Annotated in this window: 21 protein-coding genes and 2 pseudogenes; 11 read left to right on the plus strand and 12 right to left on the minus strand. The window is 60.6% G+C overall.

Features of this window, described 5'->3' with window-relative positions:
- Positions 1 to 7: 7 nt before the first annotated feature.
- From C1M53_RS15815 to C1M53_RS15830, 4 genes are all read left to right on the plus strand, one after another.
- Complete coding sequence (locus C1M53_RS15815; RefSeq protein WP_129413105.1) at positions 8 to 4,135, plus strand: autotransporter domain-containing protein; 4,128 nt, start codon at positions 8 to 10, stop codon at positions 4,133 to 4,135.
- 99 nt (positions 4,136 to 4,234) lie between these two features.
- A complete protein-coding gene (locus tag C1M53_RS15820) occupies positions 4,235 to 4,399 on the plus strand; it encodes a DUF3309 family protein (protein WP_129413106.1) in 165 nt (54 codons plus the stop codon).
- Between the two features lie 17 nt (positions 4,400 to 4,416).
- Complete coding sequence (locus C1M53_RS15825; protein WP_129413107.1) at positions 4,417 to 4,602, plus strand: hypothetical protein; 186 nt, start codon at positions 4,417 to 4,419, stop codon at positions 4,600 to 4,602.
- A gap of 23 nt (positions 4,603 to 4,625) precedes the next feature.
- Positions 4,626 to 5,066 (plus strand): hypothetical protein, encoded by a 441-nt coding sequence (locus C1M53_RS15830; RefSeq protein WP_129413108.1) that lies wholly within the window; start codon positions 4,626 to 4,628, stop codon positions 5,064 to 5,066.
- A gap of 58 nt (positions 5,067 to 5,124) precedes the next feature.
- Here C1M53_RS15830 and C1M53_RS15835 read toward each other — a convergent pair whose 3' ends face one another.
- The gene (locus tag C1M53_RS15835; RefSeq protein WP_129413109.1) at positions 5,125 to 5,988 is read right to left on the minus strand and encodes an SDR family oxidoreductase; all 864 of its coding nucleotides are present in this window, start codon (positions 5,986 to 5,988) and stop codon (positions 5,125 to 5,127) included.
- Here C1M53_RS15835 and C1M53_RS15840 point away from each other — a divergent pair.
- Both C1M53_RS15840 and C1M53_RS15845 read left to right on the plus strand, forming a co-directional pair.
- A complete protein-coding gene (locus C1M53_RS15840) occupies positions 5,969 to 7,297 on the plus strand; it encodes a DNA topoisomerase IB (RefSeq protein WP_245488158.1) in 1,329 nt (442 codons plus the stop codon). The two genes, C1M53_RS15835 and C1M53_RS15840, sit on opposite strands and share 20 nt — an antisense overlap.
- A 225-nt stretch (positions 7,298 to 7,522) precedes the next feature.
- Positions 7,523 to 8,463: pseudogene (locus C1M53_RS15845) on the plus strand (cation diffusion facilitator family transporter).
- A 61-nt stretch (positions 8,464 to 8,524) separates the two neighbouring features.
- Here C1M53_RS15845 and C1M53_RS15850 read toward each other — a convergent pair.
- On the minus strand, positions 8,525 to 9,055 hold the full coding sequence (locus C1M53_RS15850) for a PRC-barrel domain-containing protein (RefSeq protein WP_129413110.1): 531 nt from the start codon (positions 9,053 to 9,055) through the stop codon (positions 8,525 to 8,527).
- Between the two features lie 231 nt (positions 9,056 to 9,286).
- Here C1M53_RS15850 and C1M53_RS15855 point away from each other — a divergent pair, with 231 nt between their 5' ends.
- From C1M53_RS15855 to C1M53_RS31735, 3 genes and pseudogenes are all read left to right on the plus strand, one after another.
- On the plus strand, positions 9,287 to 9,652 hold the full coding sequence (locus C1M53_RS15855; protein ID WP_129413111.1) for a PRC-barrel domain-containing protein: 366 nt from the start codon (positions 9,287 to 9,289) through the stop codon (positions 9,650 to 9,652).
- Between the two features lie 106 nt (positions 9,653 to 9,758).
- Positions 9,759 to 10,496, plus strand: a pseudogene (locus C1M53_RS32145) (FAD-dependent oxidoreductase); the annotation flags it as partial.
- Positions 10,497 to 10,616: 120 nt separating this feature from the next.
- On the plus strand, positions 10,617 to 10,781 hold the full coding sequence (locus tag C1M53_RS31735) for a hypothetical protein (protein ID WP_165358155.1): 165 nt from the start codon (positions 10,617 to 10,619) through the stop codon (positions 10,779 to 10,781).
- 202 nt (positions 10,782 to 10,983) lie between these two features.
- Here C1M53_RS31735 and C1M53_RS15865 read toward each other — a convergent pair whose 3' ends face one another.
- The 4 genes from C1M53_RS15865 to C1M53_RS15880 all read right to left on the minus strand — a co-directional run bounded on the left by C1M53_RS15865 (position 10,984) and on the right by C1M53_RS15880 (position 12,542).
- Complete coding sequence (locus C1M53_RS15865) at positions 10,984 to 11,322, minus strand: low affinity iron permease family protein (protein ID WP_245488159.1); 339 nt, start codon at positions 11,320 to 11,322, stop codon at positions 10,984 to 10,986.
- Positions 11,323 to 11,330: 8 nt separating this feature from the next.
- Entirely contained in the window at positions 11,331 to 11,639 is a 309-nt protein-coding gene (locus C1M53_RS15870; protein WP_129413112.1) for a hypothetical protein, read from the minus strand.
- 86 nt (positions 11,640 to 11,725) lie between these two features.
- Positions 11,726 to 12,205 carry a pyridoxamine 5'-phosphate oxidase family protein gene (locus C1M53_RS15875; protein WP_129413113.1) on the minus strand — a complete coding sequence of 160 codons (480 nt, stop codon included), beginning with the start codon at positions 12,203 to 12,205 and terminating at the stop codon, positions 11,726 to 11,728.
- Positions 12,206 to 12,284: 79 nt separating this feature from the next.
- A complete protein-coding gene (locus C1M53_RS15880; RefSeq protein ID WP_129413114.1) occupies positions 12,285 to 12,542 on the minus strand; it encodes a plasmid stabilization protein in 258 nt (85 codons plus the stop codon).
- Positions 12,543 to 12,891: 349 nt separating this feature from the next.
- On the opposite strand from C1M53_RS15880, the gene ligD reads away from it, so the two are divergent.
- Positions 12,892 to 15,510: a DNA ligase D gene (gene ligD, locus C1M53_RS15885; protein ID WP_129413115.1), complete on the plus strand. Its 2,619-nt coding sequence runs from the start codon at positions 12,892 to 12,894 to the stop codon at positions 15,508 to 15,510.
- Between the two features lie 216 nt (positions 15,511 to 15,726).
- Here the strand turns inward: ligD and C1M53_RS15890 are convergent, their stop codons facing one another.
- From C1M53_RS15890 to C1M53_RS15915, 6 genes are all read right to left on the minus strand, one after another.
- Entirely contained in the window at positions 15,727 to 16,533 is an 807-nt protein-coding gene (locus tag C1M53_RS15890) for a Ku protein (protein WP_129413116.1), read from the minus strand.
- A gap of 138 nt (positions 16,534 to 16,671) precedes the next feature.
- On the minus strand, positions 16,672 to 17,952 hold the full coding sequence (locus C1M53_RS15895; RefSeq protein WP_129413117.1) for a CapA family protein: 1,281 nt from the start codon (positions 17,950 to 17,952) through the stop codon (positions 16,672 to 16,674).
- A gap of 62 nt (positions 17,953 to 18,014) precedes the next feature.
- Positions 18,015 to 18,863 carry a transporter substrate-binding domain-containing protein gene (locus tag C1M53_RS15900; RefSeq protein WP_129413118.1) on the minus strand — a complete coding sequence of 283 codons (849 nt, stop codon included), beginning with the start codon at positions 18,861 to 18,863 and terminating at the stop codon, positions 18,015 to 18,017.
- A gap of 46 nt (positions 18,864 to 18,909) precedes the next feature.
- Complete coding sequence (locus C1M53_RS15905) at positions 18,910 to 19,632, minus strand: ABC transporter permease subunit (RefSeq protein ID WP_129413119.1); 723 nt, start codon at positions 19,630 to 19,632, stop codon at positions 18,910 to 18,912.
- Positions 19,633 to 19,641: 9 nt separating this feature from the next.
- Positions 19,642 to 20,301 (minus strand): ABC transporter permease subunit, encoded by a 660-nt coding sequence (locus C1M53_RS15910; RefSeq protein ID WP_129413120.1) that lies wholly within the window; start codon positions 20,299 to 20,301, stop codon positions 19,642 to 19,644.
- Positions 20,302 to 20,593: 292 nt separating this feature from the next.
- Positions 20,594 to 20,815, minus strand: a complete 222-nt coding sequence (locus C1M53_RS15915) for a helix-turn-helix domain-containing protein (RefSeq protein WP_129413121.1) — start codon at positions 20,813 to 20,815, stop codon at positions 20,594 to 20,596.
- A gap of 165 nt (positions 20,816 to 20,980) precedes the next feature.
- On the opposite strand from C1M53_RS15915, the gene C1M53_RS15920 reads away from it, so the two are divergent.
- Positions 20,981 to 21,913 (plus strand): LysR family transcriptional regulator, encoded by a 933-nt coding sequence (locus C1M53_RS15920; RefSeq protein WP_129413122.1) that lies wholly within the window; start codon positions 20,981 to 20,983, stop codon positions 21,911 to 21,913.
- Positions 21,914 to 22,021 lie beyond the last annotated feature (108 nt).

The raw sequence follows: 22,021 nt of genomic DNA on the forward strand, positions 1-22,021 counted from the left end.
CGGAGTGGTGGACGGCGGCTCCGGAACGTGGACGGCTGGACAGGGTCCGCTCGACAGACATTGGACCGACCAGGCCGGCTCTTCCAGCGCCGGTTTTGCTCCAAATCCGGCCTTTGCTGTGTTCCAGGGCTCCGCCGGAACGGTGACGGTCGACAATGGCCAGGGAGCGGTTGGCGTCACCGGCATGCAATTTGCCGTCGATGGTTATCGTATCCTCGGCGATCAGCTCCTGCTCCGGGGAGCGAATGGCGCAACCATCGTCAGCGTGGGGGATGCTGCGGCTGCATCCCAATCGATGACGGCAAATATCGCGGCTGTCATCTCCGGTAACAGCCGGCTCATCAAGGATGGGCAGGGCCGGCTTGAACTGGCTGGGACAAACACGTTCACCGGAGGAACAACCATCCGATCCGGAACCCTCAGGGTTCTCAATGATCGTGCCTTGGGCAGCGGCCAGGTCATGATGGCAGCTGGAACCACCCTCAGCTTCGCCACATCGCCCTGGCAGTCGATCGGGGCCGTCAACATCGCAGGCGATGTCATCTTCGATGTTGACCGTTTTCAGAACGCCTCGCTGAACCAGGCAGTCAGTGGTCCAGGCGGGTTCACCAAGACCGGGCTCGGTACCCTCAGTCTTTATGGCGACAACAGTTTTGCTGGCGACGTCCACGTCAGGGAAGGCAGATTGTGGGTGGACAACTGGGCTGGGCAATCCAACAGGGCGATCCCTGACTCCGCGCGCATCACCGTCGACGCAGGTGCCGTTGTTGCGTTCCAGAAGGGCGAGACCATCGGCGGGCTGACCGGCGCCGGACTGGTGGACATCACTTATGCAGGAGACCAGGGACTTACAGTCGCAAGCAACAACGATTTCACCTTCGACGGCAACATCTCGGGCGGAGACCCCGCAAGACCAGGGTTCCCGGCTTCCTATCGCTTCACCAAGGCGGGGACCGGAAAGCTCGTCCTGACCGGGATCAGCGATTCTCGATCGGCGGTCCTGGTGAACGGCGGTGCGCTCGTCGTTGACGGATCCATCGCCAGTGGCCTCGTCGATGTCGGAAGCGGCAGCCTGTCTGGGCGTGGAACCATTGCCGGGGCAGTCCAGGTCTATGGTGGCACATTGAAGGGACAAGCCGCAGCGACTCTTGCAATCGGCGGCAGTCTGTCTCTGATCTCGGGATCGGTCGTCGATATCAGTCTCGGGTCAACCAGTGCCGCGCCCTTGTTCAGCATCGGCGGCAATCTCACTCTCGATGGAACGCTCAATATTTCGGATGCTGGCGGCTTTGGCGCTGGGGTCTATCAGTTGATGACCTATCGCGGAACGCTCACGGATCGGGGGTTGGAAATTGGCGCCAGGCCCGTCGGCGTGGCATCTGGGGACTTGACGCTGCAAACGGCCGTCGCCGGGCAGATCAACCTTGTTTCTTCTGCCGGGGCGACGCTGGGGTTCTGGGACGGCGGAAATCCATCTCTCCACGGCAACGGCCAGATCGACGGAGGCTCTGGCGACTGGCAGGCCCTGGGCACCAACTGGACTGACCAGACCGGCGTCATCAACGGTCGTTTCAAGCCTATGCCCGCTTTTGCGATATTCCAGGGCGCCGCAGGCGTCGTTACGGTCGATGACAGAGCCGGTGCGGTCAGCGTCACCGGCTTGCAGATTTCGACCGACGGCTACCGCATAGAGGGTGACGGGATCGAACTCCAAGGCGGTGGCGGAGAAAGCATCGTCCGTGTCGGCAATGGCGCCATATCGGGAGCTGCAACAACGGCCACGATTGCGGCCGAACTGTCAGGGGCCACCAAACTCATCAAGAACGATTACGGGACACTGGTTCTGGAGGGGATCAACAGCTATTCAGGCGGCACCGAACTGCGCGCTGGAACACTGCAGGTGTCGCGAGACGAAAATCTTGGGGCGGGCGCAAGCGCGTTGATCTTCAGCGGGGGGACACTGAAGACCACATCTGGCTTCGATACGACACGATCGATCACGCTCGCCCAGAGTGGCGTGTTTGATGTTGCCAGCGGCGTCACGCTGGACTTGCAGGGGGCGATCGCCGGTGCTGGCGACCTGGTCAAGCAAGGATCAGGCTCGCTCGTGCTCGGCGGCCCGGCAGCCTATCGCAACACACAGGTGCAGGCAGGCACGCTGATCGCCAATTCCAGCTCGATTTCGGGCAATATCGGCAACGCCGGGACCATCGTGCTCGATCAATCCTGGGATGCCAGTTTTGCTGGCAATGTCGTTGGTCTCGACGGCCTGAAGGGCACCATGGTCAAGCGCGGTCCCGGCGACCTGACACTGACGGGGGCGTCGCTGCTCGACTGGGCGGTGGAAGCGGGAAGTCTCACGTCCTCTGCAGACAGGTTTGCAGGCGACGTTTCGATCAGTCCCGGCGCTACCGTCCGCTTCAAACAGGTGTCCAGCAGCACCTTTGCCGGCGCGATGTCCGGCGCGGGCAGGTTCGTCAAGGAAGGGGATGGGTTTCTGCGGCTCACCGGCGACAGCTCTGCCTTCGTGGGAGCCACATCCGTCGACGACGGCGTGCTGGCGGTGGACGGCAAGCTTGGCGGGACAGTGCAGGTCCAGGCAGGTGGTCGCCTGCAGGGAACTGGCACGGTCGGAGCTGTCACCGTGGCAGGCACGATCGCGCCCGGAAACTCGGTCGGCACGCTGGATATCGCCGGCTCAGTTGTCTTGGCCCCCGGCTCGACCTATGAGGTCGAGATCGCAGGCAATGGCGCGAGCGACCGCATCGCCGCGACCGGCAAAGCAACGCTCGGTGGCGGCACGGTCGCGGTCACGGCGCTCGACGCGCAGACCAGCTACCAGGATGGCCAGAGCTACACGATCCTCACAGCAGCGGGTGGCATTACCGGCAGCTTCGATCCGGCCGTACTGGCCCGCTCGGCCTTCCTCGATGCGGTTCTCTTGCAAAGCGTGCAAGCGGTCGACCTGAAGATCGCCTTGAAGGAAACAGGGCCGGTGTTCGGCAAAGCCGCCAACACCGACAACCAGACACAGACGGCTGGTGCGCTGGACACGCTGCAGCAGAGCGGTGCGCCGCTGGCGCTCTACAACACGCTGCTGGTGCTGTCGGCCGATGAAGCCCGCGCCGCCTTCGACAGCCTGTCGGGCGAGGTTCATGCCTCGACGGTGACGGGTTTGCTCGAGGACAGCCGCTTCGTGCGCGATGCCGTGAACGATCGCCTGCGCTCGGCCTTCGAGACCGTCGGCGGCCTGCCGCTGATGGGCTATGGCGACGATGCGAAAGAGATCACCACGGCTTCGGTTGCTTCCGAACGCTACGGCGCCTGGGGCTCGGTGTTCGGCTCGTGGGGGCATTTCGGCGGCGACGGTAATGCCGCGAAACTGTCGCGTTCGACCGGTGGTTTCGTCACCGGCGTCGATGGCTTGATCACCGATGACGTCCGCCTGGGCTTCCTCGCCGGCTACAGCCATTCATCCTTCAAGGTCGATGATCGCAGGTCATCCGCCTCGAGCGACAACTACCATCTCGGCGTCTATGGCGGCACGCAGTGGGGAGCCCTCTCCTTCCGCTCCGGCCTTGCCTACACATGGAGCGAGATCGATACGAGCCGGCAGGTTACCTTCCCCGGCTTCAGCGACAGCCTGACCGGCTCCTACCGCGCCGGCACCACGCAGGTCTTCGGTGAACTCGGCTACAGCCTCAAGGCCGGCAGCGTCGCCTTCGAGCCGTTCGCCAACCTCGCCTATGTCAATGTCCACACCAACGGCTTTGCCGAGCAAGGCGGCGCATCGGCGCTGACCGTCCACAGCGGCTCCAACGACAGCACCTTCACGACGCTCGGGCTGCGCGCCGCGACCGACTTCGACCTCGGTTCAACCAAGGCCACGGTTCGCGGCATGATCGGCTGGCGCCATGCCTATGGCGATGTGACGCCTGCCATCAGCCAGGCTTTCACCGGCTCAAGCGCCTTCACCATCGCCGGTGCGCCGATCGCGAAGGACGCCGCCGTCATCGAGGCCGGGCTCGACTTCGCCATCACACCGCAGGCGACGCTCGGGCTATCCTATCACGGCCAGGCCGGCTCCAAGGCCAGCGACCACGGTGTGCGGGCGGATCTGAATGTGAAGTTCTGATGTCCAGTCCGCCGCCGGCCAGTTCCATTCAACTGAAATAATTGGAACGGCAGCGGCGTCGGCACGTTCGTTCTCGTGAGTTTTCATAAGGAGGGAACAATGCCACTGGGTACAATTCTTGTTATCATTTTGATCCTGATTTTGCTTGGCGGGTTCAGCGGTCTGGGCGGCGGTCCATTTTATGGAACCGGCTACTATGGCGGCGGCGGAATTTCGCTGTTGCTCGTCATTGTCGTCGTCCTGATGGTGCTGGGACGCATCTGACGCAAAGGAGCATCACGATGCTCAAGAAGATTCCTGAAGAAAAAGCCAAGCAGGGGCGCCGAGGCACCCACGTGTTGTGGATCCTGATCGTCAGTCTGCTTTTGGCCGTGATCGCCTGGGGCGCCGTCGAGATCTACGGGCGTAAAAGTGCGGATGGTGAGGTGACACCGCCAATTACGCAGGGCGAGCCCAGCAGCAACTAGAAACTCCTCTGAGGTGCAGTCACATGACCAATCTGGCGACCAAGACCCCTGAACAGATCGAGCATTTGCGAACGCTTGCGACCCTTCAGTTCACCCCCGAATTGTTGCGGGCCGCCCTTCAGCAGCTTTCCAAACTTCAAGGTGGAAAGGGCCTGGATGCGTTCGAACGTTCGATGGTTGAAGTGATCGAAGCACATGACGGCGAGGATCAGGCGGACTTTGCCTCGATCAAGGAGTTCGCGATCGAACAGCTCTACCAGCTCGTTCGAGAGGCCAAGGAGGCGCCCGATATCAAACACCTGCTTGAGGATATTGCCGCACGCAGGACGCCCGGTCGCTCTGAAAATCTCGAAACGCTGGAGGAACAGCTGCAGTCGGGGCTTGAGGACAGCTTCCCGGCCAGCGATCCGCCAGCGGTCGTGTCGTCGACCATTTCGGGCGGCAAGGAAAAACACAAGGAATAGGCATGGCTGTGGCCTGCCGACAAGGGTCTGCGCCGAGGAGGCGCAGACCCTTTTCTTTTCAGTATCCGCCAACGATGGGGAGGATTTCGCCGGTGATGTAACTGGAGCAATGCGGTGACGACAGAAAGACATAGGCCGGAGCAATCTCTTCCGGCTGTGCCGGGCGCTTCATCGGTGTGTTCGCTCCAAACGTCGCAATCTTGTCCGCTGGTTTGTCGGCGGGGTTGAGCGGAGTCCAGACCGGCCCTGGTGCCACCGCGTTGACCCTGATGCCGCGCGGTATCAGGTGGGCTGCCAGCGCTTTGGTGAAAGCGTGTATGCCCCCTTTCGTCATGGAATAATCGAGAAGGCCTGCGCTGCCTTCGATCCCGGTCACAGAACCCGTGTTGACGATTGCCGAACCCGGAGCCATCCGGGCGACTGCCGCCTGCGCCATGAAGAAGTAAGCGTGCAGGTTCGTCTGCAACGTCATCGCAAATTGCTCTTCTGAAATGTCGGCTATTTCGTTCGCGTGAATCTGGAAAGCGGCGTTGTTGATCAGGACATCGACACGTCCGCGCTGCTCGACTGTTTCACGCACGATTTCCTGGCATTTCTCGCGGTTGCGCACGTCGCCGGGAAAAAGGATGCAGCGTCTGCCTTCGGCCTCAACGGCTGCCTGTGTCGCGGCGGCGTCGCTGTGTTCGGCAAGATAGCTGATTGCCACGTCAGCGCCTTCGCGGGCGAACAGGACGGCAACGGCCCGACCAATGCCGGAATCGCCACCGGTGATGAGCGCAACCTTGCCCGCCAGTTTCTGCGAGCCGACGTAAAAGGGCGCATCATAGAGGGGAGCGGGATCAACGTCCGTTTCTTTGCCTGGTTTGGCCAGATGCTGTTCGGGGAAGGGCGGTTCTGGATAGATGCGCCCACCCGCCTGCATCGCTCCACGAGGTTCGGCCGCCGAGCGCTTCTGCTCCTCCTTGGCGTCGACTCGGCTCTGGATGCCGCGCTGCTTTTGGGCGGTTTGTATGCCGGTGTCGTCCTGTTTCTCAGCCGTCACGGAAGCCTCCTTGGCTTTGTCGATGTGTGTGCGGCCAACGGCATCGCGAGGTGCCGGTTCCGAAAAACTGAAAACGGGAACCCACGGCGGTCATGAAAGTTGCTGTGCGAGGGAGGACTGTACCTTGGACGATCGGGTTGTGACACAGGAAGCATTGCGTGATGGTGCGCAAGCAGCACGTGCGATAGCGCTGCGTTATGTTGCCGACGGCGAAGCAGGCATCCGCCGACGCAGGGCCGGACGCGGATTTCGCTATGAGGACGCCAAGGGCCGCAAGGTCGACAGCCAGTCAGACCATGTCCGCATTCGCTCGCTGGCGATACCCCCCGCCTGGACGCAGGTCTGGATTTGTCGCGACGACAAGGGACACATCCAGGCCATCGGCAGGGATGCGCGTGGCCGCCGGCAATATCTCTATCATCCCGATTGGCTCAGCATGCGCGATGAAGCGAAGTTTTCGAGTCTGGTCCCGTTTGCGCAGGCCCTGCCTGCAATGCGACAGCAAGTGGATCGCGACCTGCGCCGGCATGGCCTGCCTCGCGAGCGTGTGCTCGCGGTGGTCGTCTGGCTGCTCGACAACACGCTGATCAGGATCGGCAATCCGGCCTACGCCAGGGATAATGGCAGTTTCGGGCTCACGACGCTGCGCGACAAACATGTCGAGATCGTCGGCTCGACGCTGCGCTTCATGTTCAAGGGCAAGTCCGGCAAGGAATGGAAGCTGAAACTGGCTGATCGTCGTGTTGCGGCGATCGTGCGCAACACACAGGATTTGCCGGGTCAGACCCTGTTTCAATATGTCGACGACAACGCTGACCGCGCCTCGGTCACATCGCATGCGGTCAACGCCTATATCGGCGACATCTGCGGTTTCAGTTCCAAACACTTCAGGACCTGGGGCGCCACCGTAGAGGCCCTGTCGCTGTTTGCGCGCACACCGTTGCCGGAAACCAAAAAAGAGACGGCGCAATTGCGCAACCAGGTCATTGACAAGGTCGCCGCCAAACTTGGCAACACGCGTGCGGTATGCCGCAGTGGATACATTCATCCCCAGATCATCACCTCCTGGGAAAGCGGGCAGCTTCCCGATCAACTGAAAGCCTCGGGACCTGTGCGGCGGAAAGAATTTCTCGAAACAGACGAAGTCCGCACGCTGGCCTGGCTCAGGCACTTGCAGGCTAGCCGGTAACGATGTGGTCAAGCCCGCTATTGCGACTGGCCCAGGGCGTGCGATGCGGGTTGTTCCGTTGACGGCGCCTCGTTTGTCCCCACAATCAGATAAACCGCCAACAATGCCACAATGGCGACGATTGCTGCTCGAACGACTGCGTTCGCCCTTTCCAAGGATGGGACTTCATGGGAACCGGCAAGGCAGCAGCACTGTTCCTCAAAATCTGAGTTCAGGGTTGCAGGCATGGCTTCACAGTCCAGGAAGGTGATCTACGCGGCGCTGGCCGGAAATCTCGGCATCGCAATCGCAAAATTCGCGGCCGCTACCTGGACCGGGAGCTCAGCCATGCTGAGCGAGGGCGTGCATTCCCTTGTCGACACCGGCAACCAGGGCCTTCTTCTGTATGGACTGAAGCGATCGGAGCATCCTGCTGACCGTGCCCATCCGCTTGGTTATGGACGGGAGCTCTATTTCTGGGCCTTCATCGTGGCGCTGCTCATCTTTTCGCTGGGGGCCGGTGTCTCGATCTATGAAGGCGTCACCCACATCCTTTGGCCGCAGCAAATAGAAGATCCGCTCATAAGCTATATGGTTTTAGCGGTGTCGGTCCTCTTCGAGGGCACGTCGTGGTTCATCGCATTGAAGGAATTCCGAAAAGAAAAGGGCCCGGGCAACTACGTCGACGCGGTCCTGGAGAGCAAGGATCCCACCACCTTCACGGTGCTCTTTGAAGACAGCGCAGCACTTATCGGTCTTGTGATTGCTTTTGCGGGCATTTTTTCCGCCCAGTACTTTGACGCGCCGCAGCTGGACGGGGTTGCGTCCGTGGGGATCGGGCTTGTCCTGGCGTTCGTCGCCATCGTCCTTGCGCGCGAAAGCAAAGGACTGCTGATCGGAGAGGCGGCAACGCCACAGTTGCAGCGTTCCATCCTGGCAATCGCAGACGGGGATGATGCAGTCGACCACGCAATGGTGTCATCACCGTTCATCTGTCCCCTCGCCAGGTGGTGGCCAACCTCAGCGTTGAATTCGTCGATGAATTGCGTGCGTCGGAGATCGAACTCGCGGTAGAGCGCATCGAAGCCGAGATTAAGAGACATCACCCCGAAGTGACGTCGCTGTTTGTGAAGCCGCAACGTTCCGGCACCTATCGAGCGGCGGCCAGCAAGCTGGCGCGCCCATGAATGCAAAAAAGGTTGCCGGCCGGTCAGGGCCGGCAACCCTCTCTCAGGGCAAGAGTGCGCGTTATTGCGCTGGAGCAGGGGCGGGCGACACAGGCGCGCCGCTACCGGCACCAGTGGCGCCTGAGGCGGCATCGGCAAGCTTGCTTCGGTCAAAGGCTGGGGCCGCGTTCAGCTGGTCCTTGCTGGCCTTCATGATCAGCCAAGTCTTGCCGTCGCTGCGAACCGCTGCCTTCAATTGATCGGGACTGACGGCGACATCCTTTTCACCGACGCCGAGGAAGCCGCCAACGCCCACCACGATGGCCTCGATCTTGCCATCGGGCGCAAGCACCAGGTCACTGATCTTGCCGACAGTGGCGGCATCCGCCTTTTCGCTCTCATAGACGGTTTCGCCCACGAATGACGAAGCGAGAATCTGGCCGTCCTTTGGTTGGATGGCTCCGACAGTGCCGGCGTCGGTTCCTGCCGGCGGCGTGAAAACTTCCTTGGTCGTTGTCGTGGGTTCAGGGGCGGCCGCCGGTGTCGCCGTCTGTGCAAGGGCCGAGCCGGCGCTGAGCAGGGAGACCGTGAGAAGTGTGGTTGCGAGTTTCATCTGCTTCTGCCTTTTCTGTTGAACACGGAAAGACAACGGCAGCATAACGGCCGGGTTCCAAAAAACTCGATGCGCCGAACCAATTTGCCGCGCAATATTAAAGGGTTGCGTGGCGCCTCAATGTGGGGGCTGTTGATCGTGAGCGACAGACAAGCGCTTCCAGAAAATTGGAACCGGGGTGGCTTTCAGAGCTTGTTTTTGTGGTGTCCAAACTCAACGAAGGAGATGACCATGACCACTTTAACAGGCCATACCGAAGCAATCCCGGCTAGCCGGGTGATCGGCACCAACGTCTACAACACCGCCGGTGAACACATCGGCGACATTAAGGATGTGATGCTGGAAAAGACCTCCAACGGCATCATGTTCGCCGTCATTGGTTTCGGCGGTTTCCTCGGCATCGGTGAGAAATATCACGCCATACCGTGGGCCTCGCTGGATTATGACAAGGGCAAGGAAGGCTATGTCGTGCCCTATGACAAGGAACAGCTGCGGGCCGCACCGTCCTACTCTGTCAATGAGCTGACCGAGCAGGATGGCTTACGGGCGCGCGACGATTCTCACAGCTACTACAAGGTGGACCCTTACTGGCAGTAGGAACTGAGCGCTGGCAGCTCGAACCGTTGCAAACCGGGGTCCCTTCTGGGGCCCCGTTTTTTATCAGCTTCGCCGGTCGATGGGGATTAATCCAAGCTCCGCGCGTCTCGCTCGGCGCCTGCGCGCGAAATGGGTTGACGTCCACACCGATGAAACCTTCTTCCGCGACACTGCGCACGGCTTCATGGCGTGGGCCCTGGCGACGCTGCTGGTCGTTTTCGTGCTTGGCGCGGCGGTGTCTTCCGCCATCGGCGCCGGGGTGCAGGCTGCGTCGACCGTGGCCTCAGGCGCGGCGGTCGGCGCTTCCGCTGGTGCTGCATCGAACAGCTCGGCCGACAGCGGCGCCACCTCCTATTTCGTGGATGCGTTGTTCCGCCCCGATGCTTCGAGGCCTGCGGCACCCGGAGCCGAAGGGGATGCTGCGGCGGCTGCCCAGGCTTCGCGCATCCTGATTGCCAGCGCGGCCGCCGGCGAAGTATCGCCGGACGACAAGGCCTATCTTGGCCAGCTCGTCGCTGCCCGTACCGGGCTTTCCGAAGCCGATGCAACTGCGTGCGTTAATGCGCTGTTCCCTCAGCTGGATGCAAAGGCCGAATTCGCCTGGGCAGGATCTTTCGGCACCACGACCACGGGCCTGCCCTATATCGGCGAATTGACCGGCTATGCGGGCGTCTTCGCGGCGCAGGGTTATGGCGGCAACGGCATCACCTATTCGCAGATCGCATCGGAGCTGATCGCCACGGCCATCGCTGGCGGCGAAGACGGCGACGCGGGTCTCTTTGCCTTTGGCCGGACCAGCATGCTGCGGCGGGTAGTGGACTGGACCAGTAGACTCGCGCCCTAAAAGTTTTGCAGCTTCCCGACCAGCAGCGTGGGATCAACTCTTTGCAACTTGCATCGTCCGGCGACGTTTGGCCCCGAGGGAGATCTTGGGACACTCTCAACAACGCTCAAGGAGGAGCAAATGCTACGGATTTTGGCCACCATCGTGTTTGGCTACTGGGCGTACCGCGTTGGTCGGGAGTTGGTCGACAGCGTGCCGGACGATTTTGACATCGTTGAGCGGCCGGGTTCGGTCTCGGAGCGGGCAAGGGCGCGCCGGCATGTATCCGCCACTCACCGTCACTGACGAGGAGGGGCGCATGCTTGCCATGCCGAGTACCTTTCGGCATTCGATGATGTCGGGTTTACCATAGCCGCTGACGCAGGCCTCTGGGGTCGGTGGTGCTCGCACCCTGGTGTGCCTTGCGTAAACGATGGCACAGGCGTCTCTGAAACAACGCAACCGGGTGCGCCTGAGCTGCGCGCCACGCACGCACCGGTGTGCACGGCTAGCGGTGTTGCTCCCTGCGTTGCCGTTCGATCTCTTCCGGCTCCTCTTCATCGATCGTGGTCAATTGATCTTTGGCTTTGGAGTTGGCGCGCAACAACTCATCCAGCTTCGCCTGCAGCGCCTGTGTGTCGCGATGCTCTGCTCGCTGAATGAAGAGTGTCATGGCCCATGTCGCCAGCGTGGCAAATCCATGCCAGTCAAAAGTCTCCCGCTCGAAGGTGAGCCACAACGCAGCATAGCCGACCAGGACCAGAAATGCCCATGGACGGGCAGTTGCCGTTCCCAAATGTGTCAGGATGCTTGCCGTGCGCAATTCTGTCGTTCCTTCTTTCGACAACCACAACCTCACATTTGGTCGTTGTAAGGCTCCTTGGTCCGACCAACCTGCTTGGCGAGTTCAGAAAACGTTGGCAGCGTTGCCCTGCGTGACTCAGTGTTGGCGAGCCTGAGCAACCGCACGGGAAAGCAGACCGCATCCCGGTTCGACGGCGACATATCCTCGAAAAGGTGTTCGTCGCCCGTGAGGGATGCTTCGATCTTGCGCAAGGCGAGATCGATCTCCTCGACAGAGATCAGGCCTTTGCGAACCAGTTCGCTATTGATGGCTGCAACGGCCATCAACAACCCTTCGATCTGAAGATTGGCTACGTTCATCGGGCGTCATTCCTCGCCACATGATGATATCTGGACTGTCGCAAGAGCGTCGAGCCAAGCCGTGGCATGGCGCAACGAGACTGCAGTTAGTCGAGGCGCACAGTCGCAACCTTGTCCCGATAGTCCTCTTTCGGATCGCCCATGCCGAGAAAAAGCTTCACGCCGGCGACGACGCTTGAGGCATCTTTCCAGATTTCGGCTTGCCCCGGCTCGAAAGCGAGCAGGCACAGTCGAGGATCGTCCTTGCCGCCCTCAAACCAGGCAGCCACGTAGCGGTTCCAAAGGCGATCGATCCGGCTGCGATCGTTGTCTGTTTTCAGGGTGCCCTCGACTGTTGCGAAGATGTCGTGCCCTTTTGCCGCATAGATCAAAGTGGCAGGCGTCGGTGTGGACGCATTTTCGGCAAGGTCGGTATCTTTCGCGGTGAAGAAATAGACTGTCCTGCTATCGTCATCGAATTGCGCAGTCATCGGTTTCGGATGAACCGCTTTTGTCCCAACCATGGCGGTCATGTCGGATTGAAACGAGTTCCAGAACGTCTCAGCAAATTCCTGTTCATTGGCCATGGTGCGGTCTCGTGTGAGTTGGTGTTGTGGAACAATGGCGAAGGGAGGGTCGCTTCGCCATCAGTGATGGGCGTGCTGATCAGCGTTGCGCCTTCGTTCGTGACGCGGAAGCTTCGCCGCCTTTTTCCCCGCCCTTGTGGGCTGCCGGATGGCCGGTGCGTTTGCCGCGCCCCGAACCACCTTCCTTCTTGCCGCCACCGTCGTCCTTGTTGACCGTGGCCCACGCGCGGCGTTCGGCTTCCTGTTCCGAAACGCCACGCTTTTCATAGCTGTCGGCGATATGATCGGCCTTGCGTTCCTGCCTGTCGGTGTATTTTGATTTTTCACCACGCGGCATGATCGGCTCCTTCGTCTCGCGTTGGAGATCGACTCCAGCAACCCTTCAGAATGCGACGTGTTCCGAAAAATTGTGGTCGAGCAGGGGAGAGGGCGCTGCAGGTCGGACGGGACAAGGTGCTCGTCTGCCGTTTCGTTGGCCAGGAAGAGAAACCGGGAAAAAGGCTTCCTGTCTGTTCAGAGTTCCGCAGGGCTTTTCCAAAGGCCGCTTTTCCAATCGGCGGATACGCGACCATTGCCGGTGTCGCCTTGTTCCTGACGATTGACTTGTAAGACGGCCAAAAACCGGAACCCGAGCCGTTCCTTTCGCATTGGACATTGGCAGTTCTCGCAACAGAGCGAGGTGGAACGTGCCAGCCGACAAACTGTCTACTTACAAAGCGAAGCGGAATTTCGAAGCGACCCAAGAGCCGAGCGGCAGCGTTGATGTGAAAGCATCGAACCGACTACGCTTCGTGATCCAGAAACACGATGCAAGCCGCCTCCACTACGATTTCCGGCTTGAGCTGGGTGGGGTCTTTAAATCCTGGGCGGTGACCAAAGGGCCGTCGCTCGACCCGCATGACAAGCGCCTGGCCGTCGAAGTCGAGGACCATCCGCTGGACTATGGCGATTTCGAGGGCACCATTCCGAAGGGACAGTATGGTGGTGGCACCGTCATGCTGTGGGACCGCGGCTACTGGGAACCAGAAGGCAAAGGTTCGATCGAGCAACAGCTTCGACAAGGCGACCTCAAGTTCCAGCTTGATGGCAAACGCCTCAAAGGCAGCTTCGTCCTGGTGCGGATGGACGGCGATCGCTTCAAGGGCAAGCGCAACAACTGGCTGTTGATCAAGCATCGCGACGAGACATCAGTCGAGAAGGACGGCACAGCCGTTCTCGAAGACAATGCGACCTCGGTGGCATCCGGTCGCTCGATGGATGAGATCAAATCCGGCAAGGGCCGCAGACCCAGACCTTTCATGCTTGCGGCAAATGCCCTCGAAGCCGACGCTGTCTGGGACAGCAAGACCGGGCTAGCCGCGCAGAACCGCCAAGCCGCACGCGGTAAGACGGGCTCACATTCCGAAATACCTGCATTCATCGAACCACAGCTTTGCCAGACGCTGTCGCGCCCTCCGAACGGCAAGGGCTGGCTGCATGAAATCAAGTTCGATGGCTACCGCATCCAGATGCGCATCTTGGACGGCAAGGTGACGCTCAAGACCCGCAAGGACCTCGACTGGACCGGTCGGTATCCGGCCATCGCTGCCGCCGCAAAAGATCTGCCGGATGCGATCATCGACGGTGAAATCTGCGCGCTCGATCACAACGGCGCCCCCGATTTTGCGGCGCTGCAGGCAGCGCTCAGCGAAGGCAAGACGGGAGACCTTGTTTATTTCGCCTTCGATCTGCTTTTCGATGGCAAAGAGGATTTGCGATCCCTTGTTCTGATCGAGCGCAAGGCGCGCCTGCAGCAACTGCTTTCTGGCTTCGACGACAGCGATAACATCCGTTTCGTCGAGCATTTCGACACCGGCGGTGACGCGGTCCTGCGATCCGCCTGTCGCCTCTCGCTGGAAGGTATCATTTCGAAGGAGGCGAAAGCTCCTTATTTTTCGGGACGATCGACGAGCTGGGCAAAGTCCAAATGCCGCGCAGGACATGAAGTCGTCATCGGTGGATACGCCACCACGCAAGGGCGCTTCCGCTCCCTTCTGGTCGGCGTGCATCGCGGCAAGAACTTTGTCTACACGGGCCGCGTCGGCACGGGCTTCGGCGGGAAAAAGGCCGAAGTGCTGCTTGCGGCCCTCAAGCCGTTGGAGACGTCCCAATCGCCCTTCACCGGCGGACTGGTGTCCAAGCGCGGCGACACGGTCGTCTGGGTCAAGCCTGACCTGGTCGCTGAAATTGAATTTGCCGGATGGACAGCCGACGGCCTGGTACGACAGGCCGCCTACAAAGGCCTGCGCGAAGACAAACCCGCCGGCGATGTCGAGGCGGAAAAGCCCGCGGATCCGGATACGGAACTTGTCGAGCCTGCGCCTGCGACATCGCGTTCATCGCGGCGCGGCGGCAAAGCAAATGTCATGGGTGTCCTGATTTCGAGCCCTGACAAGGTGTTATGGCCTGCCGAGACCGGAACCAAGGAAATTACCAAGGAAGATCTGGCACGCTATTATGAGGCCGTCGGGCCTTGGATGATCGACCATATCCGCGGTCGTCCGTGCTCGATCATTCGCGCGCCGGATGGCATCAATGGGGAGAAATTCTTCCAGCGTCACGCCATGCCCGGCACGTCCAACCTGCTTGAGCGGGTCGAGGTTTCCGGTGACCGCCAACCCTATCTGGAAATCGACAAGGTCGAAGGCCTGGCAGCCGTCGCGCAACTCGGCGCGGTCGAACTGCATCCGTGGAACTGCGAACCGTATCAACCTGAAGTTCCGGGTCGCCTGGTGTTCGACATCGATCCTGCACCCGACGTGCCGTTCGACCTTGTTGTCGAAGCCGCGCACGAATTGAAGGAACAGCTCGAACGGCTGCACCTCGTCGCGTTCTGCAAGACCACTGGCGGCAAGGGTTTGCACGTGGTTACGCCGCTCAAGGTGGGAAAGCGCCGGAAACCCACCTGGGACGAAGCCAAGGCGTTCGCGCATGCTGTTTGCATGGTCATGGCTTCCGAACGCCCGGATCGCTATCTGACCAAGATGTCGAAGAAGCTTCGACAGGGGCGGATCTTTCTCGACTACCTGCGTAACGACAGGATGGCGACCGCGGTCGCGCCATTGTCGCCGCGCGCCCGGGATGGCGCGACAGTCTCGATGCCGCTGACATGGAGCCAGGTCAGAAAGAACCTCGACCCAAAGCGTTTCACCATGCGCACGGTGCCGGGCCTGCTTTCCAAGACTTCCGCCTGGTCGGATTACTGCGATGGCGAAAGGCCGTTGGAGGACGCCATTCCTGCTTTGCGCCGGGCCGCGAAAACGTAAACGGCGACGGCCGATACTGCGCCGATGGAAGTGCCGATGGAAGTGAAGTTGTCGGACGCAATTCCTGCCGAAGACACGGTCTGGCAGTATGAACCGAAGTGACGCCTAGAACCAACCGGCCCTCAACAGTATGACGATCCAGGCAATGCTGATCGCTCCAAAGATCGCTGCCACCGTCAGCAGCGTCTGCGCGTCACGACGTGTCTGCATAAAAGTTCACCGCGCTTTCTGTTTTTCCTTGGCAAGACTGGCCCGCAGGGCGTCGGTTATGGAAATGACGTTGCTGGCCGTCCCCGGTTTGGAGGTCTTGTGTGCCTTCGCCGATTTCTTCGCGTCGGCCGCGCGCTTCTTGATGAGCTTGCTCAAGCGGTCCTGCAACTGGTCGCGGGAAAATTTCGGGTTCCAGGCAGCGGTCTCTTTCGCAATGGCCCTGCGCATCGACTTCAGCGTTTTCTCGCCGATCTTTCCGCTGTCGATTTCGCCAAAATAATCCGCCGCGTCGCGGACTTCGTCGCCATAGCGCAGGGTCCAAACGAAAATGCCTTTGTCGCGTGAGCGTAACAGGACCGCGCGTTCGCGATTGGCGATCACAAGTCTTGCTATGCCTGCCATGCTGGTCGACTTCATGGCCTCGCGGATCACCGCGAAGGCCTCCGCGCCAACCTTGTCATCTGGCACGAGCAGGTAGGGCCGGTCGTACCAGATCCAGTCGATCGACTCGACGGGAACGAAGGTCTCGATGTCGATGGTCCGGGTGCTTTCAAGGGCGACGGCCTCCAGCTCCTTGTCCGTGAAGACAATCAGTTTTCCTTCCTCGACCTCATAGCCCTTGGCTTCATCGTCCTCGGCAACCGCTTTGCCGGTTTCCGCGTCGAAATACTGGCTTCTGACGCGACGGCCGCTCTTGCGATTGATCGTGTGAAAACGGATCTGCTCACTGCTGGAGACCACCGGCGTCATCGCGACGGGGCAGGTCACGAGGGACAGTTTGAGGTAACCCTTCCAGAAAGCCTGACGCGCCAAAAACTTCGTCTCCATGCTGATAGGAGACGAAAGCAGATCGCGCGAAAGACGTTCCAATTTTTCGCCTTGGCCAATGCAAAAGGCCGGCCGGCGCCGCGGGCAGGGGTGAGAAAAGGCCAGGATAGAACCAAGAGCGCATCAGCGCGTCCTCCCGATCGGTTCCTTTCCTGCCCGCAGGGGTGGATCGATCGAGACGCAAGCCGATGCGGCCGAGACTGCGATTTCGGTGCCGAACCTTCGCGACCGCGCGGCGAAACCCTCCAGGATCGCGGCTGCGACGCTCCCGGTCGCGGCAAGCGGAACCAGCCGGTTGCTGGTGCCGGTCTCTGTCGCCCCATCGCAGTCGCCCAATACGATGGGAAGCAGGTCGATGCCGTCGAGTGCTCCGTCTGCGGCATAGCGGCATGTGGCGACGATGCTTTGCCAGACCTCCGGAGCGCTCCACTCGGTTTCTTCCGGCGGCACATGGAAGAGGAAATTTCCAAGCCCGTAGAAGATCGGGCAGGAATTGTAGATTTCCAGTGCCTGGAGAACCGGGGCGCCATGGCTGACGAAGAGATCGGCTCCGGCATCGATGCAACTGCGCGCAAAGTCCTGAACCCAGGCAGGCACGTCCTGCCATCCTGCCTCCCAATGATGGTGATGCAGATAAGCGATGACGAAGTCGCCACGCCCCGCCGCCCGCCGCATCGCGGAGAGATGCTGGTCGAGATTGTCCCGGTCGACTTCAACGAAGCGGCCAAAGTCGGCTGCCTGTCTGAAGAGGGTGCCATAGAAATTGAGCTCGCTCTCGTCGCGTGCTGGCACCGGATCGTCAGGCTGCACGTAATTCACCAATTCAATCGGCGACGTCCGCAGATCTTCGCTCAGCATGCCCAGACTGCGAAACGTCTCGACCGGCACGCCAACCGTGCGCAGGGTCTTCAGCCGGTTCACGCCAGGGCGCGATGGTCGGGACGCAGTTCGGTTTTCGGCATACATATTGGCCGGCCCGGGGCCGGCATCCATCGCAAACAGCGTGACGTTGCGGCCGCCAAACTGCCGACGTCCGGGCTTCGTCGCGTCCGTTTCGTCGGTACCGATGCCCGCATGCAGAAAGCCGCGTGACCACACTTCACTCAGTGTCGACAGGATCCCGGCCGGTCCGAGGTCGAAGGCGTGGTTGTTGGCCAAAGCGAGTGTGTTGAACCCCATCGACTGCAACGTGTCGAGGACCTCCGGCCGTGAATAGTCGAAATATCTGCCCTTGGTTGGCCATCCCCCATATTGGCCAAGGATTGTCGATTCGAAGTTGGTGAACACCACATCGGCCTGTTTGAGGAGGTCCAGGACCTCCCAGAACTGTTCCTGCCGGATGTGCCGCACATCCTTCTTGATCAGCGACTGGCCCGTCAGGGCCACACGAAAAGAACTCATCATCGAACTCGCCAGGGGTTGGAGATCAGGGGCGCTGGTGCGCCCGTCACGGAGAAACGCCGGTCCTATTTGGTCGACGCCGGCGAAATGTCGGTCTTGAACCATTTCTGGCTCAGTGCCTTGATCGTTCCGTCTTCGACCGCCGCCGCGATGGCTTTGTCGAAGCGCGCTATCAGGTCGGTGTCGTCCTTGCGCATCCCCGCGCCGACACCCGGTCCCCAAAGGCCACCATTCACCTGTGGTCCAAAGAAGACGGCCGCGTGGCCTTCCGGCGTTTCAAGGAAATCGCGCCAGGTGAAATAGTCGGCAAGCCCGCCGTCCACACGCTCGGCTGCGATATCAAGCTTGAGATTGTCGAGGCTATCGTAGCTGCGCAGTGTCACGACATCGCCGAACAGCTCCTTCAGCACGGCCTCTGAGTTGGAGGAGCGCAGCACGCCGATCGTCTTGCCGCCAAGTTGCAATCGCAGACGCTCGATCACAGCCTTCTCAGTTGTCCCTGGCGCAGTGAGGCTGAGCTTTTGCCTGACGTCGCCGGGGTCGAGGGCCAGCGCCTTGCGCACGATGAACTGGTTGTACCCGGCGGCGTAGGGAACCGAAAAGGCGATCGATTTCTTGCGCTTCTCGGTAATTGCCATGCCCGACATGATGACGTCGTACTTGCCGACAAGCAGCGCTGGTATGATGCCATCCCAATCCTGGGCGACAAACTTGCACTTGATGGCGATGCGCCGGCACAATTCGAGACCGACATCGACGTCATAGCCGTAGAGCTCGCCATTGGCATCGGTTCCGTCCCAAGGGGGCGAAGCTCCTTCGGTGGCGATCGTTATCGAATGCTGGTCTTGGGCATGGACTGCTGTTGCCGGAACTAGGGCAATGCAAAGCAGAGCGCTGGCCATGGCTATGCGCATGAGACACCTCTTGTGGTTGCTGGTTGGTCGGGGATGCGGGCTGACGCTAGGGCGCGTGAGCCGGATGGATGCGCAATGCGCGCCGCTTCGGTCGTCTTTCGCTCGACAGGTGGACTTCAAGCAGCCGCGTCGCCTTGACGGCGATCGATGTCAGCAGCAGGTAGATCAACCCGGCGACGACGAAGATCTCGTAGGGTGCGAAGGTTTCCGAGACCATGCGCCGGGCCATGCCGGTTACCTCCAGCAGGGTCACGGTGCTTGCCAGCGAGGTTGCCTTGATCATGCCGACGACCTCGTTGCCATAGGCCGGCAGCGAAATCCTGAATGCAATCGGAAACGTCACGAGCCGGGCGACCTGGAAGCGCGTAAGTCCGAGTGCCGCCGCCGCCTCGATCGTGCCTTTCGGTACGGACTGTAGGCCCCGGCAGAGAATCTCCGTGGTGTGCGCGGCACTGTTCACCGAAAAGGCCAGCAGGGCGCACCAGAAGGGATCGCGCAGGACAATCCAGAAAACACTCGCCCGCACCGCCGCGATCTGGCCGAGGCCATAATAGAGCAGGAAGAGCTGAACCAGCAGCGGCGTGCCGCGAAACACATAAGTATAGGAGAGCACGGCAAGCGACAGTTTCGGCCGCGCGAAGGCGCGGATGAACGCCAGGGGTACCGAGACGACAAAACCTGCGGCCAAGGCAAGGACGGTCAAGGTGAGCGTCAGCTTCAGCCCTGATGACAGGACCATGGCAGCTTCGAGTATCGTGCCGGGTTCCATCCTCGGATCCTACCTGCCCAGGGCCGGGTAGCGGCGTTCGGCAACCCGTATGGTGAGAAGCGTCAGAGTGGTGAGGGCGAGATAGCAGGCCGAGGCCGACAGGTAGAATGCCAGTGGCGCGCGCATCGAGCCGGCACCGACAAAGGCCACGCGCATGATGTCGGTCAGCCCGATGACCGAAACCAGCGCCGTGTCCTTGAAAAGCGAGATCCACAGATTGCCATAGGCCGGCAGGGCGAACCGCCACATCTGCGGGGCAATGACGAAGAGCCAGCGTTGCCATGCGCTGAGGCCGAGCGATTTCGCCGCCTCCGCCTGGCCTGCGGGGATTGCCGCGATCGCGCCGCGAAACACCTCGGTCGCATACCCGCTGAACACCACCGTGAGAGCGATCACGCCCGCGGTGAAGGCGTTGATCTCGACGTAACGCCCCGCGAGGCCGGTCGCGAATGCCGTTCCGCCGAAATAGATGAGCAGGATGATGACAAGCTCGGGAACGCCCCGGACGACCGTGGTATAAGCGGTGATCAATCTGGCGGCGGCCGTCTGGTTGGCGGTGCGGGCGATCGCCATCGACAAACCAAGGGCCGTTCCAAGGAAGCCGCTGACCAAAGCGAGCCCTGTCGTGACCAGGAATGCGTTCGCAAACTGGTTGGCGAAACCATGCATGTATAGATCGTGTCCTGTTGTCCAGTCGATCTCGAAAATATATCAAGCTGTTCCTTGGGTTTTAATCCATGGTTGTCGATATTATTTCGAGTAATCGAAGGTTAAATAATGTGTATTGCGACAGGTTAAGCGGTTATAAAATTCATTCAATCTATAACTTGCATTATTTTTTCTATAAATAATGGTTATATACTTTGAAAATCGGATTGATGGCTCCGGGTGCGGGAAATGTCAGCCGGACAAGGCGGCCGTGGCGCGGTGTTGGCCGTCCAGGAACCGTCAGAGGCAGACGCTACCGGTCTGAAACCATGGGGCGCAGCAAGGTGTGGAGGTCGCTCTCCAGCACGCTCGAAATCCGTTCCATGACGCTGAGGCTCGGGTTCCTTTGCCCGCGTTCGATGCCGCCCATGTAGCTGTAGGCAAGATCGGCTTCCGTCGCGAGTGTCTCCAGCGTCATGCCGCGTTGCAGGCGGACGCTGCGCACATTTGCCCCGAAGATCTCCGCCAGCCGCATGCGCGCATAGCGATGAGCAATCGGCTCACTTTACCAGTCACTATAGTGACTATAGGGTGATGGATTCGAGTTTGGAGTTGTTTCAACCCTTGCGGCATTCACGGCGCGGAATGCTGCCCGTCGCGACACCGTTGGCTCGATCCGGAACCTTGAGGGACACGGCACATGGAGTTGTCGCATAGCGGACTGAAACTGCGGCAACTCCAGGTCTTCCGCGAGGTGCTGCGAGCAGGTTCCACCCGACGCGCCGCCATGGCCCTAGGCATCAGCCAGCCGGCAATCAGCCAGAGCGTCAGGCAACTCGAAGCGACCCTGGGGTTTCCCCTGTTCGAGCGCTCATCAAACCGCATCCTGCCGCTGCACAAGGCCTGGGAATTGCTGCGCAGCGTCGAACTGGCGCTGAACGCGATCGAACGGCTCGAAGCCTCGATCTTCGCCTTGAAGAACGAAGAACGGCCACGCATCGGCATCGCGACGCCGGCGGTGTTCGGTTTCGTCACCTTGCCGAAGGTTGTCGCCGCTATCCGCGCGCAGACCGGCTCCAACGTGCGCACGATCTCCGGCACCTATGATCAGATCGGCGAGCATATCCTGGCTGGTCGGGCCGACCTTGGCATTTCGCGACTGCCACTCGACCAGCGCCTGTTCGAATGGGTCCCGCTGGGCTCCGCGCGCAATGTCTGCGTCTTTCATCCGAGCCATCGCTTCTCCCAGCTGTCACTGGTTGAAGCGCATGATCTGGCAGGGGAAACGATCGTCGACATCGATCCCCACCACGCATCGCACCAGATGAACATGAATGCCCTGCGGTACGAAGGGATCGAACCGGATATCCTTGTCGAATACGATTCCAGCGGCCACGAAGCCGGATTTGTGTCGGCGGGGCTCGGCGTTGCGATCACAAACGAAATTATTGCTCGTGAATACGCAGCATTTGCCCTGGCGTCCAAGCCGGTCGAACCGTCGGCGCTCTACCATTATGTCGCCCTTTGGCAGAAGGGCAGGGTGTTTTCCGACGCGTTGAAGGCGTCGCTCGACGCGATTGTGTCGACATTTGGCAGCGCTGTGGCATCGACCGCCGTGCGCAAACGCGCCTGATGATTTCACACCATTGCCGGCCGAAGGCTGCGGGTCTTGGTGGGCGAGACAGCAGTAGAAACTTGGTTCTAATCCGCCATCAGGCGGCGCGTCATGGACGGGCAACGC

This window comes from Mesorhizobium sp. Pch-S, from assembly GCF_004136315.1.
Taxonomy (GTDB): domain Bacteria; phylum Pseudomonadota; class Alphaproteobacteria; order Rhizobiales; family Rhizobiaceae; genus Mesorhizobium.

Coding starts and splice junctions, on each gene's coding strand:
- C1M53_RS15900 (WP_129413118.1), bottom strand. CDS start 18,863: ATGCGCATAGCCATGGCCAGCGCTCTGCTTTGCATTGCCCTAGTTCCG.
- C1M53_RS15870 (WP_129413112.1), bottom strand. CDS start 11,639: ATGAACGTAGCCAATCTTCAGATCGAAGGGTTGTTGATGGCCGTTGCA.
- C1M53_RS15905 (WP_129413119.1), bottom strand. CDS start 19,632: ATGGAACCCGGCACGATACTCGAAGCTGCCATGGTCCTGTCATCAGGG.
- C1M53_RS15920 (WP_129413122.1), top strand. CDS start 20,981: ATGGAGTTGTCGCATAGCGGACTGAAACTGCGGCAACTCCAGGTCTTC.
- C1M53_RS15835 (WP_129413109.1), bottom strand. CDS start 5,988: ATGCAGGCGGGTGGGCGCATCTATCCAGAACCGCCCTTCCCCGAACAG.
- C1M53_RS15825 (WP_129413107.1), top strand. CDS start 4,417: ATGCTCAAGAAGATTCCTGAAGAAAAAGCCAAGCAGGGGCGCCGAGGC.
- C1M53_RS15880 (WP_129413114.1), bottom strand. CDS start 12,542: ATGCCGCGTGGTGAAAAATCAAAATACACCGACAGGCAGGAACGCAAG.
- C1M53_RS15850 (WP_129413110.1), bottom strand. CDS start 9,055: ATGAAACTCGCAACCACACTTCTCACGGTCTCCCTGCTCAGCGCCGGC.
- C1M53_RS15915 (WP_129413121.1), bottom strand. CDS start 20,815: ATGCGGCTGGCGGAGATCTTCGGGGCAAATGTGCGCAGCGTCCGCCTG.
- C1M53_RS15840 (WP_245488158.1), top strand. CDS start 5,969: ATGCGCCCACCCGCCTGCATCGCTCCACGAGGTTCGGCCGCCGAGCGC.
- C1M53_RS31735 (WP_165358155.1), top strand. CDS start 10,617: ATGCTACGGATTTTGGCCACCATCGTGTTTGGCTACTGGGCGTACCGC.
- C1M53_RS15895 (WP_129413117.1), bottom strand. CDS start 17,952: ATGATGAGTTCTTTTCGTGTGGCCCTGACGGGCCAGTCGCTGATCAAG.
- C1M53_RS15875 (WP_129413113.1), bottom strand. CDS start 12,205: ATGGCCAATGAACAGGAATTTGCTGAGACGTTCTGGAACTCGTTTCAA.
- C1M53_RS15855 (WP_129413111.1), top strand. CDS start 9,287: ATGACCACTTTAACAGGCCATACCGAAGCAATCCCGGCTAGCCGGGTG.
- C1M53_RS15820 (WP_129413106.1), top strand. CDS start 4,235: ATGCCACTGGGTACAATTCTTGTTATCATTTTGATCCTGATTTTGCTT.
- C1M53_RS15830 (WP_129413108.1), top strand. CDS start 4,626: ATGACCAATCTGGCGACCAAGACCCCTGAACAGATCGAGCATTTGCGA.
- C1M53_RS15910 (WP_129413120.1), bottom strand. CDS start 20,301: ATGCATGGTTTCGCCAACCAGTTTGCGAACGCATTCCTGGTCACGACA.